This window comes from Kosakonia sp. S57 (genome assembly GCF_016516575.1).
GTDB lineage: Bacteria > Pseudomonadota > Gammaproteobacteria > Enterobacterales > Enterobacteriaceae > Kosakonia > Kosakonia cowanii.
Genome location: NZ_JACVUL010000017.1, coordinates 92541 through 105840, shown reverse-complemented (window position 1 = coordinate 105840; position 13300 = coordinate 92541). Strand labels below are relative to the sequence as shown.

Sequence of the window (13300 nt, the reverse complement as noted above, 5' to 3'; positions counted from 1 at the left end):
AAAAACCGCCCTAGTTTACGCTGCCATTTTCAGGGCGCAAGGGAGGTTAACGATTGCGTTAAAATTAGCCATTGCATCGCGCGATGATTGCAGTATCATGCGGCGGCTTCTGCCTGGCAGAGCATAAATTGAACTGGGTTCCCTCACCCCATTTACCAAAAAGGTCACAATATGACGCACTTTTCCAACGCACAGCGCATGAAGGCGCTGGTCTGGCTATCGCTATTCCACCTGCTGGTGATTATCTCCAGTAACTATCTGGTGCAGCTCCCGGTCGCCATTTTCGGCTTCCACACCACCTGGGGTGCATTCAGTTTTCCGTTTATCTTCCTGGCAACGGATCTCACCGTGCGCATCTTCGGCGCGCCTTTAGCACGGCGGATTATTTTTGCCGTGATGGTGCCCGCCCTGCTCGCCTCATACGTTATCTCGTCGCTGTTTTATATGGGCAGCTGGCAAGGTTTCGGCGCGCTCGCCCACTTTAACCTGTTTGTGGCGCGTATCGCCGCCGCCAGCTTTATGGCCTATGCGCTGGGGCAGATCCTCGATGTACACGTCTTTAACCGCCTGCGCCAGAGCCGCCGCTGGTGGCTTGCGCCAACCGCCTCGACCATTTTTGGTAACGCCAGCGATACGGTGGCCTTCTTCTTTATCGCCTTCTGGCGCAGCCCGGATCCCTTTATGGCGCAGCACTGGACCGAAATCGCGCTGGTGGATTACAGCTTCAAGGTGCTTATCAGCATCGCTTTCTTCCTGCCGATGTACGGCGTGCTGTTGAATATGTTGCTGAAAAGACTGGCAGACAAATCTGAAATCTCTGCATTACAGGCGGGTTAAAGGTACGACTTATCAGTTGTGATAATATGGAACAACGAGCCATTATGGCTGTTTATTGAAAGGATGAAGTCAATGCGCAATCTGGTGAAATATGTCGGTATTGGCCTGCTGGTGATGGGGCTGGCTGCCTGTGATAACAGCGACAGCAAGAAGCCCGCACAGGGTGCCGCCGCAGAGAGTAACGCCTCCGGCCAGCCGGTGACCCTGCTCGACGGTAAACTCAGCTTCTCGCTGCCTGCGGATATGACCGATCAGAGCGGCAAGCTGGGCACGCAATCCAACAACATGCACGTCTACTCTGACGCCACCGGCCAGAAAGCGGTGATCGTGATCGTTGGCGACAACACGCAGGAAGATCTGAGCGTGCTGGCGAAACGTCTGGAAGATCAGCAGCGCAGCCGCGACCCGCAGTTGCAGGTTGTGACCAACCGTGCGATTGAGCTGAAAGGGCAGACCCTGCAGCAGCTCGACAGCGTGATCTCCGCCAAAGGCCAGACCGCATGGTCCTCCGTGGTGCTGGGAAAAATTGATAACCATCTGGTAACGCTTCAGGTGACGCTGCCAGCGGAAAATCAGCAGCAGGCGCAGACCGCTGCCGAGAACATTATCAACACCATCGTGGTGAAATAACGCCGCAACAATCGAAAAGAGAAAGGGAACCTGCGGGTTCCCTTTTTTATGCCCGGCCAGATAAGCGTTTACGCGTTATCCGATACTCTCTGCTTTAACCGCCACGCCAACAGCAGCGCAACCGCCACCAGCCCGGCGGCAGCAAGGTAAATGGAAGAGACGCCCGCCCAGGCCATCAGCAGCCCTGCCAGCGGGCCGGTCACGCCTAGCGAGAGATCCATAAACACCGTATAGGTCGCCAGCGCGGAGCCCTGATTGTGCTGCGGCACCGCTTTTACAGCCACCACGCCCAGCGCCGGGAAGACCAGCGAGAAACCGGCCCCGGTCAGGAAAACGCCCAGTTTCACCATCCACGGATCGACTGCCAGGCCCACCAGCAGCAGCCCGCAGGTCTCCACCGCAAAGCAGATCAGCGCCACATTGAGGCCACCAAAACGGTTGGTACCATTGGGAAACAGCAGCCGTGCGCCAACAAACGCCACGCTGAAGAGCGTCAGAGCGAACGCCGCCCCATCCCAGCCTCTGGCATCGTAATAGAGGGTAATAAAGGTGGCGATGACGCCAAAACCGGCCGAACCGAGGGCCAGCGCCATCCCGTAGAGCCAGACGCGGCCGAGCACGGCGCGAAACGGCAGCGGTTTGCCTTTGCTGGCTTTCACCGCCGCGCGCGGCAGCGCAAGCACCACCGCCAGCAGCGCGACGGCCATAATCGTCAGCGCCAGCCCGTGCAGGCCGCCATAGTGATAACAGAGCACGCCGAGCGGTGCGCCAAGCGCCATCGCCCCGTAGGTGGCAATACCATTCCACGAGATCACGCGTCCAATATGAACATTACCGACCACACCGACGCCCCACAGCGTCGCACCGGTACCGGCAAAACTCTGGCCAATGCCTAAAATCACCCGCCCAAGGCAGAGCAGCACCAGGCTCATCACGCCAGACTGCATTCCCGCCAGCAGATAACACAGCCCGCTGAGAAACGCGCCGCAGAGGCCGAAAATCACCACTTTTTTTGGCCCCAGCAGATCGGCATAGCGCCCGGCATGCGGGCGGCTGAGCAACGTGGCGAAGTACTGGAGGCTTATCACCAGCCCGGCCCAAAAGGCGCTGTAGCCCATCACGTCATGGACAAAGCCGGGCAGCACCGCCAGCGGTAAACCAATGGTGAGATAGCTGGCGAAGTTAAAAATTACGACGGACAAAATCCGCAGATTGAGGCGCAATCCGCTCGGCGCCGGTTCAGCGCGGTGTTCAGGCATCAGGATTTACTCAGATTTTTTACAACAGTATTTCACTATTACCACGACACAAGGTAGAAAGCAGCACGACTTTAAGATTATCTCTGTCAGGCGAAGGTGGCGCGGCGCACTACACTTACTGGCAATAAGAAAAAAAAGGAATTAATCATGATGCAACCTCAGCCAGACCGGGCGGGCCTCCACATTCTTCTCAAACTGGCGTCACTGGTGGTAATACTCGCCGGTATCCACGCCGCAGCCGATATTATTGTGCAACTCCTGCTGGCGCTCTTCTTCGCCATTGTTCTCAACCCGCTAGTGACCTGGTTTCTGCGCCGCGGCATCAAGCGCCCGGCCGCCATTGCCATTGTGGTAGTAGTGATGCTGGTCTTTCTGACCGCGTTACTCGCCGTGCTTGCCGCGTCGATGAACGACTTTATGACCCTGCTGCCGAAGTACAACCGCGAGCTGACACGCAAGTTTTTGCAGCTTCAGGATGCGCTGCCGTTCCTGCATCTGCATCTCTCCCCGGAGCGCATGCTGCAACGCATGGACTCGGACCGCATGATGTCTTTCGCCACTACCATGGCGACGCAGTTATCAAATGCGATGGCAAGCGTTGTGCTGCTGGTGATGACAGTGGTGTTTATGCTGTTTGAAGTGCGCCACGTGCCGTACAAAATGCGCTTCGCCCTGAATAATCCACAGATTCACATTGCTGGCCTGCACCGCGCACTGAAAGGGGTGTCGCACTACCTGGCGCTGAAAACGCTGCTCAGCGTCTGGACCGGGCTGATTGTCTGGGTCGGGCTGGTGGCGCTGGATGTGCAGTTTGCGCTGATGTGGGGCGTGCTCGCCTTCTTGCTGAACTACGTGCCGAATATCGGGTCGGTGATCTCCGCCATTCCGCCAATGATCCAGGCCCTGCTGTTCAACGGCACTTATGAGTGCCTGTTAGTCGGTGCCCTCTTCCTGGTGGTGCACATGCTGATTGGCAACATCCTTGAACCGCGCATGATGGGCCACCGCCTCGGCATGTCGACGCTGGTGGTGTTCCTCTCATTATTAATCTGGGGATGGCTGCTCGGCCCGGTGGGGATGCTGCTCTCGGTGCCGCTCACCAGCGTGTGCAAAATCTGGATGGAGACCACCACCGGCGGCAGCAAGCTGGCGATTCTGCTTGGCCCAGGCCGACCGAAGTCGCGATTACCCGGTTAAGCTCTACTGCGGGCGGGCAGGAAGATAACCAGCACGCCCGCCACAATCAGCGCCACGCCAAATGCACCGCGCAGCGTGAAGGGTTCATGCCAGCCAGGCAGCCAGATGGCGGCGGCCCACACCAGAATGTAACTCAGGCTGAGCAGGGCATACGCTTTGCTCAGCGCCATCCGGTGCAGGGCCAGATACCAACAGCCCATCGATGCCACGTAGCCCATCAACCCCAACAGCAGCGCCAGCGTGCCAGCCTGTGCGTGCAGCAGCGCCAGCAAAAAGGCGCGCAGATCGGTTAACGGCGGCAGCGACAGCATGCCATCACGCAGTAACAGTTGCGCCCCGCTCACCAGCAGCACGCTAAGAAGCGCCCAGTGTAGCCCCTTCATAATGAACTCCCGAGCAGCGCCACGCCGGCAATAATCAACGCCAGGCCAAAGGCATGGCGCAACGTAATGCGCTCATGCCAGATCGCCCTCGCCGCCAGGGTCACCCAGACAAAATTGAGGCTCAGCATCGGGTAAGCGACGCCGACCGGAATGCGCTGCAACACCAGCAGCCACAGCACCATTCCCGCGCCCAGCGCCAGCAGTGCCAGCGCCAGCCACAGACCAACGTGCCTGCCGCGCGATGCCCCGCTCGCCGGGCGCGTCGCCTGCTTCTGGCACAGCTGCCCAAGGCAGCTCAACAGGCTGGCGGCACCGAGCCAGATCCAGCTACTCATTGCGGAAAGTACTGCAATAACACCATCCGCCCCTGCTGATAGACATTATCCGGTTTTGGAATGGGTAGACGCATAAACTCATCGGCCTGCGACTGATGCAGCACCAGGGAAACAATTCCCTGTTGGCGATGCCCGGCCAGCCAGTCGGTGAAATCACGCTCGGCGACAAAGCGCCCTTTCGCATCAGGATAATCCAGACCATAAGCCAGCTCACCGCGCGAACCGAACAGCAGAATATCGCTGCGCTTCAGCTCCCAGGCGAGACCGGAGGCGACGCCGGGATTATCCGACAGCACATAGCGGCTCTCCGCCAGCGCGTCATCAATACAGGCGATCAGGAACTGCGGCTGTTTGGAATCCATCACTTTATCCGGAATGGCAAACCCCACCAGCAGAGCCAGCGTCAGTGGCGAAAGCGCGGCGAAGAACCAACGCTCGGCACTGGCCCTGATGGTAAACAGCCCGACCAGCGCCCACATCAGGAAGATAAAGGCAGCAAGCGCGGCTTTATAATCTTCGATCGGCAGCCAGACGGGATGCTTCAACATCCCCCACGGCGACACCACCAGCGCGGCGATCGCGCCAGTGACCCCAAAGGCGATATTGATCCCGGCGTTGATGCGCAGCACTTTCACGCTCGCGGCGGTGCGCGCGTAACGCGCCATCAATATCGCCAGCGGCGCAAAGCAGGGCAGAATATAGGTCAGCAATTTTCCCTGAGCGATGCTGAAGAAGATCAGCGGCATTACCACCCAGCCGAGCAGGTAGAAAGCATCACTGCGCGCGCGCCAGCCGGTTTTCAGCGCGCCGGGCAGCAGGCCGAGCCACGGCAGCGAACCGGCAAGTAAACAGGGAATGTAGTACCAGAACGGCGCTTTATGCTGCGCGTCCTCCTGGGCAAAGCGCTGAATATGCTCAACCCAGAAGAAGTAGCGCCAGAAATCCGGCTCGCGCGCCGCAATGGTCAGCCCCCACGGCAGCACCGTCAGCACGCATGCCAGCACCGCCAGCCAGCCCCAGATCAGCACCTCTTTCCAGCGCCGCTGCGCAATCACCCACGGCAACACGCCGATAACCGGCAGCGCCAGTGCCAGGAACCCTTTGGTCATCACCCCCATGCCGCAGGCAATACCGAGCAGCAGATAGCCGCCCGCTTTCCCACGTCTGCTGGTGGCCTGCGCCGCCAGCCAGAAGCTGAACATCGCCAGCGTCATCCATAAGGCGATCATCGGATCCAGCACGGCATAAGTACCAACACCGTAGACGAGCAGCACGGTCAGGTAGATCACGCCGGAGAGCAGCGCCGTCGCTTTGTCGCGCCACATTTTCCACGCTAACGCACCAACCAGAAGAGCGGAAACGGTGGTGGAGAAGACCGCGCCAAAGCGTACCGCGAAGTTGTTGTGACCAAATACCCACTGCGCAAGGGTGTTGATCCAGTACCCGGCGATCGGTTTTTCAAAATAGCGCAGCCCGAGGAAATGGGGCACTATCCAGTCGCCGCTTTGCAACATCTCGCGGCTGATCTCCGCATAGCGGGTCTCATCCGGTTGCCAGAGCAGGCGATACTCCAGCGGCGCAAGGTAATAAAGGGCAAACAGCGCCAGCAGCGCTAAACCATAATGAACAGGTTTCATCGTTGTGCACTCAACAGTTTTTGGCATCCCAGCCACCCTTCGCGGCCAACTACTTCGCCGCGTACCACTTTGCCGGGCGGCAGTGTCGTGACATCGTCCGGTAGCAACTGCCCCAGCGGGCAAAAGGTAATCTCCTCCTGCGCCGCCAGCGTCAGCAGCTGATCAAACGCATCGGCGCCGATAATCCCCTCCACTTCGGCATGGATGGTGTAGACCGGCGTACCCTGGGCGCGATGCATGCGATCGAGGATAAAGCGGTTGAAGCCCTCAGCGCTTACCGAGGAACCAACCACCTCATCCCAGGTGGGTAACGAAACGGGAATTTGCGGCGCGGCATAGGTTTTCTCTGTCAGCTGCGGGCGGAAAGGCTGGCTGCCGCGACAGTCGCTGTTATAGCGGAACGGGAAGACCGCTTTCGCTTTCACCACCCGCTGATCCGCCCGCCAGCCCGCCGCCGCCGAGCAGGTGACCGGCTGGCCGATAATCCGCTCCAGCGCCGAAAGGCCACGTGCGATCTCCGTCTCCAGCCGCGCCTGATCCCAGACGCCGCTCCAGCTTTGCCAGGCGTGGTGATCCCAGGCGTGCAGCCCCACTTCATGTATGCTCGCCGTCTGGCGAATGATCTCTGCATTGGCATCGCCAATAATGCGCCCCGGCCAGGCGGTACCCGCCAGCAGAATATCCCAGCCATATAGCGACGCCGCGCGCGAGCGCAGCATCTTCCAGAAAAATTTCGGCTTCAGCAGACGCCAGATATGCCGCCCCATATTGTCCGGGCCGACGCTAAAAAAGACGCTCGCCTGAATCTGGTGCTTCTCCAGCAGCTGTAGCAGACGCGGCATGCCCTGCTGCGTGCCGCGAAAGGTATCGACATCAATACGTAAGCCGATTTTTTTCATGCTTATTGCTCATCCGTCAGTTCGACCGTACGCAGGAAGAAGTCGAGCGTCTCGTCAACCGTCTGGCGCATTGCCACCGTCGGCTCCCATTGCAGGCAGCGTTTGGCGTTGCGAATGCTCGGTTTGCGGTGCTCAACATCCTGGTAGCCTTTACCGTAATAGCTGCTGCTCTCAACGTCGCGGAAACCGGCAAAAGGCGGGAAGCGGTGGCGCAGCGGATGCTGCTCAAAGCTCTCCAGCAGCATCTCGGCAAGCTCCTTGATACTGGCTTCGTTCTCCGGGTTGCCGATATTGATAATCTCCCCGTCGCAGCGGCCGTCGCGGTTTTCAATAATGCGGAACAGCGCTTCGATACCATCGCTGATATCAGTAAAGCAGCGCTTCTGTTTTCCGCCCTCAACCAGCTTGATCGGCGAGCCTTCCACCAGGTTGAGGATCAACTGAGTGATGGCACGCGAACTGCCGATGCGCGCGGCATTGAGGTTATCCAGACGCGGGCCCATCCAGTTAAACGGACGGAAGAGCGTAAACCGCAGCCCCTCTTTCTCGCCGTATGCCCAAATTACGCGGTCGAGAAGCTGTTTCGACACCGAGTAGATCCAGCGCTGTTTGCTTACCGGCCCGACCACCAGGTTCGAGTTATCCTCATCAAACACTTTGTCGGTGCACATGCCGTACACTTCCGAGGTCGACGGGAAAATGATGCGTTTGTTGTACTTCACGCAGTCGCGGATGATCTTCAGGTTCTCTTCAAAATCGAGCTCGAAGACGCGCAGCGGGTTGCGGGTATACTCAATCGGCGTGGCGATCGCCACCAGCGGCAGCACCACGTCGCATTTTTTAATGTGGTACTCAATCCATTCGGAATGGATGCTGATATCGCCTTCGACAAAGTGAAAACGCGGGCAGTCGAGAAAACGACCGATGGCATCGGAACCGATGTCGAGGCCGTAAATCTCGTAGTTATCGTCGCGCAGCAGGCGCTCGGTCAGGTGGTTGCCGATAAAGCCGTTTACCCCAAGGATCAGCACGCGGGTGCGGCGTTTTACCGCCACCACGGGTTTGCTGCTCAACAGCGCTCCGGCCACCAGCCCCAGCGACTGCGCTAGCTGCGCGCCCTGCATATAAACGCCTTTCTCAGTCTGGCCGGTCATCACCTCCAGCGCCCCCTCGCCGCAGGCGATAATCAGCGGCGCGACGGAGATAACGGTTCCCGCTCGTGCTGGCGCCACGTCGCTGCGCACGCGGGATTTCCAGACGATAAATTTGTGCGTGCCAACAAAGCTGAACGCGCCCGGCCACGGATCGCTCACCGCGCGCACCAGGTTGTGCAGGGTTTGTGCCGGTTTTTCCCACTCCAGCCGCCCATCTTCCGGCGTGCGGCGGCCAACATAGCTCGCCTTGCTCTCATCCTGCGCGGTTTCGCTGAAGGTGCCGCTTTTCAGCGTCGGTAAAGCGCCTTCCAGCAGATGTTTGGCGCTCTCGGTCAGTTTACGGTGCAGCGACAGCGCATCATCGGCGTCGGCAATCTCGACCGCGCGCTGGGCGATGATCGCTCCGGCATCCGCGCGGGAGATCATCCGGTGCAGCGTGACGCCGGTTTGCGTTTCGCCATTCACCAGCACCCAGTTCAGCGGTGCGCGTCCGCGATAGGCGGGCAGCAGCGAACCGTGCAGGTTAAACGCGCCGATGCGCGCGCTGTTCAAAATCGCTTCGCCAAGCAGGTTACGGTAGTAGAACGAGAAAATAACCTCCGGCTTCATCTCGGCAATGCGGTCAACCCACAGCGGATGGTTAACGTCATCCGGGGCATAAACCGGGATACCGCGCTCGGCGGCAAGGCGCGCCACCGAGCCGAAAAAGGCGTTTTCCTGTGCGTTGTCGGCATGGGTGAAAATCGCGGCGATATCAAACCCGGCATCCAGTAACGCCTGTACACCGACGCATCCCATATCGTGATAAGCAAAAACAACGGCTTTCATTGGTTCTTTTCCTCTTGCGAAACGTCATGATCCTGGCGGACAACGCGTTGAATAAAGTAGCGGGGACGGGCGCGCACATCGTTGTAGATGCGCCCGATATACTCCCCAAGCAGGCCCATGCCGATAAACTGTGCGCCGATAAAGGTGAAGAGAATGGCGAAGAGCGTGAATACCCCTTCTCCCGCCCACTGTGCGCCAAACGCCAGCCGCAGAATGACCAGCAGCAGTGACAGCGAAAAGCCAAACAGGGCAATGGCGCTGCCAAACACGCTGAGCAGACGCAGCGGCGTGGTGGTCAGGCAGGTCACCAGGTCGTACATCAGGTTAATCAGGCGCATAAAGCTATATTTCGAGTCGCCAAATTCGCGCTCGGCGTGCTGCACCGGGATCTCAACCGCCCGGCGGGCAAAGGTGTTGGCGAGGATCGGGATAAAGGTGCTGCGCTCGTGGCAGCGCAGCATCGCGTCAACGATATGGCGGCGATAGGCGCGCAGCATGCAGCCGTAGTCGCCCATCGCTTTCCCGGTAGCGCGCTGGATCAGGTGGTTAACGCCGCGCGACGCCAGCTTGCGAAACAGGCTGTCCTGGCGGTTTTGCCGCACGGTGCCCACCACGTCATACCCTTCGTTGGCTTTCGCCACCAGCCGCGGGATCTCTTCCGGCGGGTTTTGCAGATCCGCATCCAGCGTAATAACCAGATCGCCGGTAACATGGCTGAAACCGGCCATGATCGCCGAGTGCTGGCCGTAGTTGCGGTTGAGCAGCACCGCGACGATATGGCTGTCGGGCTGCTCTGCCGCGTCGGTCAGCATACGCGCAGAGTCATCGCTGCTGCCGTCATCCACCAGCAGGATTTCGTAATCGATACCGATTTGCGCGCAGCTGGTGGTGGTGCGGCGGATCAGCTCCGGCAGGCTCTCCTGTTCGTTATAAACCGGGATCACCACCGAGACTTTTTCAATAAGCGGGAGGGTGAACATATCAGCAGCCTGCAATCTGTTTAAGCGCGTCAATGACGCGGGTTGTGTCGTCATGGGTCATGTCCGGAAAGAGCGGCAGGGAACAGATACGCGCGCTGTTCCACTCCGTGTTGGGAAGTTCGGTCGGGAAGTTTTCGCGGTAGTACTTCTGGGTATGCGCCGCACGAAAATGGAGGCCGGTGCCGATACCCTGCGCTTTTAGCCGCTCCATCAATGCATCGCGAGAGAGGCCGCAGCGCTGCTCGTCGACGCGAATAATAAACAGATGCCAGGCGTGCTGATGCGGCCACGACGGCAGCGCCAGTGGCTGAAACGGCGTCGTTGCCAGTTCAGTCAGATAACGGTGGGCAATTTCCTGACGGCGGGCGTTGGCGGCCGGCAGTTTATCGAGCTGCACCAGCGCAATAGCGGCGTTGATATCCGCGAGGTTGTATTTAAAGCCCGGCGAGATCACCTCGGCCTGCGGCGCGCGGCCGTGGGTCTGGCGGTCATAGGCATCGACGCCGAGGCCATGAAACTTCAGGCTGCGAATGCGGTTTGCCAGCGCTTCGTCATCGGTCACCACCAGCCCGCCTTCGGCGCAGGTCATATTTTTGATGGCGTGGAAGGAGAAGATTGCGCAACCGCGCGCGCCAACGTGGTGGCCTTTGTAGTACGTGCCCGCCGCGTGCGCCGCATCTTCAATCACCGGAATGCCGTACTTTTCACCGAGGGCATGGATGGCGTCGATATCCACCGGCGCGCCGGCGTAGTGCACCGGCACAATTGCTTTGGTACGTGGCGTGATCGCCGCTTCAATCGCCTCAGGCGTCACCATCAGCGTGTCGCGATCGACATCGATCATCACCGGCGTCGCGCCGAGCAGCACGATCATGTTGAGAGTGGAGACCCAGGTCATTGAGGGAGTAATCACTTCATCGCCCGCGCCAATACCCAGCGCCATTAACGTGACGTGCATCCCCGCCGTGGCGGAGCTAACGGCAATGGCGTGCTGGTTGCCGGTCAGTGTGCAAAACGCGGCTTCAAGTGCCTGATTCTTCGGCCCGGTGGTGATCCAGCCCGACACCAGCACTTGCTGAATGGCGGCGAGTTCATCCTCTCCCATCGATGGGCGTGAAAAGGGTAAAAATTCACTCATCATTTTTTCCTGGCATCAACGGCATATTAAAAAACTGCCACAGTGAAACATGTAATGGGAATAAAATGGCGCACAAAACTTAAATGAAAATAGAATGAACCTACGATTTCAGTGCTTTTTACCGAAAAAGTGATAATGGTGAGGGTAGCAATAAAAGATTAGGACAAGATTAAGAAATTAACCTTCAGATAAAAATATAAAAACCTTTAAAAACATTGTGATATATAATACAACAGGTTTCTTATACTGTGATTCCTGTCAAAAAAGTGCAATAAAAAACGCCCATTCAGTCAATGAACGGGCGTTATCTTAATTATTTAAACGGAATGACAACAAAGCAAAAATAGTCTTATTTTTCTGCAAACAATTATTTCATTAGCCACAACGTTAATAGCGTCATAAATGTGAAACTATTCTGATAAGTTTCGCGGGAAATTAGCCGGTAATTCACTAGCCGGGCAGGCAATCACCTGCTCATTATTCTCGCCGCAGTCGCGCACAAAGGTGATGGTGGCAAACTCATCAATCACTTCTGTCGGGTAAGCGGGGCCTGCCTCGCGCAGGGATTCCATCAGCGCAATATGCTCGTTCTGGAAGCAGACGGTTTTCTCCGGATTGTTGATCACCCAGCGCGGGAAGAAGATGGTGCCGTGGAACAGGCGATCGCCGAGGTTGGCAATCAGGCTGACGTCGGTGCCGGTCGGCTCAGTCCAGGAAATTTTATAGATGCTTTCGCCAACGCGAACGATATAGACCCGCTGATCTTTCACCCAACGGTTGGCCACAATCCCGCTGTGAATGCGGTAATCAATGGTGTTGGCATTTTTTACATACAGCTCGTAGTTCCAGCCATTATCGTAGGTGTAGACCAGATGTTTACCGACAAAGCCACTCAAATCATGTTTATCAAAGCTGCTCATATCTCATCTCCTCTTGTTGTTGAGGAGATCGTACCTCTGCAAAAAACCAATGAATAACGCTATATTTGCATCAAATTCATTCAAAAATTAGATGAGTCATGCACAAGAGCACGCTGGAACAATGGTCGCTGCTGCAAAAAGTGGTCGAACTGGGCAGCTTTGCTAAAGCGGCGGAAGAGACACACCGCAGCCAGTCTTCGGTCAGCTATAACCTGGCGCTCCTGCAGGAGCGGCTCGGCGTTGCGCTGCTGGTGCCGGAGGGGCGACGGGCGGTACTGACGCCTGCGGGCGAACTGCTGCTCAGCCAGGTGAAGCCGCTGCTGAAAGCGTTTGAGTGGGTGGAGACCCGCGCCGCTACGCTGCGTAACGGTATGCGTACCCGGCTGGATCTGGTGGTCGACAGCATCTTTCCGCGCGCGCGACTGTTCGCCATCCTGCGCCAGTTCCAGCACTGTTACCCGCAAACCCAGGTACGCCTGACTGAAGTGCTGGAGACCGCTCCGGACGATGCGCCAAGATACGCGCAGGCGGATGTGATGGTGCTGACCCGCCGCCAGGATATGACCGGGCGCGGCGAGTGGCTGATGAATATCGATTTTGTTTGCGTGGCGCACCGCGATCATCCTCTCAGCGCGGCGCAGCAGGTGAGCGAAGCGATGCTTGCCGCCTGGCCGCAGATCCGCATCGCCGAAAGCGACGCCCGCCAGACGCCGGTTGCGCAGGAGGCGTGGACCTTTTCCACCATTGATGCCGCCATCGAAGCAGTGCAGTATCAGGTCGGTTACGGCTGGCTGCCGCAGGAGCGGATTGCGCCGCTGCTGGCGAGCGGGCAGCTGAAAGCGTTGCCGCTCAACCACGGCGCGCGGCGCGCCACACCGCTGCATCTGATCGTCAAAAAGGATCTCGCCCCGCTTGATGAGCAGGTAGAGATGCTGTTGCAGCTGTTTAAGGCACAATGAACCATCATGCCGACAAACAGCCCCGTACCCGTAGGCCGGATAAGGCGCAGCCGCCATCCGGCAATTCGCACTTTCACCCACTGAAAATTAATCCCGCCCAACCGCCCACCATTTGATCCAGAACATCTCATTCGTATGATGAAT

The 13300-nt window shown here is 58.1% G+C and carries 13 protein-coding genes; 4 read left to right on the top strand and 9 right to left on the bottom strand.

What is annotated here, in order from left to right:
* Window positions 1-171: 171 nt before the first annotated feature.
* Complete coding sequence (locus tag IAE48_RS16780) at window positions 172-837, top strand: 7-cyano-7-deazaguanine/7-aminomethyl-7-deazaguanine transporter (RefSeq protein ID WP_042713185.1); 666 nt, start codon at window positions 172-174, stop codon at window positions 835-837.
* 72 nt (window positions 838-909) lie between these two features.
* On the top strand, window positions 910-1467 hold the full coding sequence (locus IAE48_RS16775; protein ID WP_200135054.1) for a DcrB family lipoprotein: 558 nt from the start codon (window positions 910-912) through the stop codon (window positions 1465-1467).
* 68 nt (window positions 1468-1535) lie between these two features.
* Here IAE48_RS16775 and IAE48_RS16770 read toward each other — a convergent pair whose 3' ends face one another.
* Window positions 1536-2726 (bottom strand): MFS transporter, encoded by a 1191-nt coding sequence (locus IAE48_RS16770; protein ID WP_200135053.1) that lies wholly within the window; start codon window positions 2724-2726, stop codon window positions 1536-1538.
* A gap of 147 nt (window positions 2727-2873) precedes the next feature.
* On the opposite strand from IAE48_RS16770, the gene IAE48_RS16765 reads away from it, so the two are divergent.
* Window positions 2874-3923: an AI-2E family transporter gene (locus tag IAE48_RS16765; protein ID WP_200135052.1), complete on the top strand. Its 1050-nt coding sequence runs from the start codon at window positions 2874-2876 to the stop codon at window positions 3921-3923.
* On the opposite strand, the gene arnF is transcribed toward IAE48_RS16765, so the two are convergent.
* From arnF to IAE48_RS16725, 8 genes are all read right to left on the bottom strand, one after another.
* Entirely contained in the window at window positions 3920-4306 is a 387-nt protein-coding gene (gene arnF / locus IAE48_RS16760; RefSeq protein WP_042713189.1) for a 4-amino-4-deoxy-L-arabinose-phosphoundecaprenol flippase subunit ArnF, read from the bottom strand. The genes IAE48_RS16765 and arnF overlap by 4 nt on opposite strands.
* Entirely contained in the window at window positions 4303-4641 is a 339-nt protein-coding gene (gene arnE / locus IAE48_RS16755; RefSeq protein ID WP_200135051.1) for a 4-amino-4-deoxy-L-arabinose-phosphoundecaprenol flippase subunit ArnE, read from the bottom strand. The genes arnF and arnE overlap by 4 nt, the downstream gene beginning before the upstream one ends.
* The gene (arnT, locus tag IAE48_RS16750; RefSeq protein ID WP_200135050.1) at window positions 4638-6278 is read right to left on the bottom strand and encodes a lipid IV(A) 4-amino-4-deoxy-L-arabinosyltransferase; all 1641 of its coding nucleotides are present in this window, start codon (window positions 6276-6278) and stop codon (window positions 4638-4640) included. Before arnT ends, arnE begins: the two co-directional genes overlap by 4 nt.
* The gene (arnD, locus tag IAE48_RS16745) at window positions 6275-7177 is read right to left on the bottom strand and encodes a 4-deoxy-4-formamido-L-arabinose-phosphoundecaprenol deformylase (protein WP_200135049.1); all 903 of its coding nucleotides are present in this window, start codon (window positions 7175-7177) and stop codon (window positions 6275-6277) included. Before arnD ends, arnT begins: the two co-directional genes overlap by 4 nt.
* Before the next feature lie 2 nt (window positions 7178-7179).
* Window positions 7180-9159, bottom strand: a complete 1980-nt coding sequence (gene arnA / locus IAE48_RS16740; protein WP_200135048.1) for a bifunctional UDP-4-amino-4-deoxy-L-arabinose formyltransferase/UDP-glucuronic acid oxidase ArnA — start codon at window positions 9157-9159, stop codon at window positions 7180-7182.
* A complete protein-coding gene (gene arnC / locus IAE48_RS16735; protein WP_042713194.1) occupies window positions 9156-10139 on the bottom strand; it encodes an undecaprenyl-phosphate 4-deoxy-4-formamido-L-arabinose transferase in 984 nt (327 codons plus the stop codon). Before arnC ends, arnA begins: the two co-directional genes overlap by 4 nt.
* Before the next feature lies 1 nt (window position 10140).
* Window positions 10141-11277: a UDP-4-amino-4-deoxy-L-arabinose aminotransferase gene (gene arnB, locus IAE48_RS16730; protein WP_200135066.1), complete on the bottom strand. Its 1137-nt coding sequence runs from the start codon at window positions 11275-11277 to the stop codon at window positions 10141-10143.
* Window positions 11278-11687: 410 nt separating this feature from the next.
* Entirely contained in the window at window positions 11688-12197 is a 510-nt protein-coding gene (locus tag IAE48_RS16725; RefSeq protein WP_042713196.1) for a phenolic acid decarboxylase, read from the bottom strand.
* A 98-nt stretch (window positions 12198-12295) separates the two neighbouring features.
* Here IAE48_RS16725 and IAE48_RS16720 point away from each other — a divergent pair, with 98 nt between their 5' ends.
* Complete coding sequence (locus IAE48_RS16720) at window positions 12296-13156, top strand: LysR family transcriptional regulator (protein ID WP_200135047.1); 861 nt, start codon at window positions 12296-12298, stop codon at window positions 13154-13156.
* The last annotated feature ends 144 nt before the right edge of the window (window positions 13157-13300 follow it).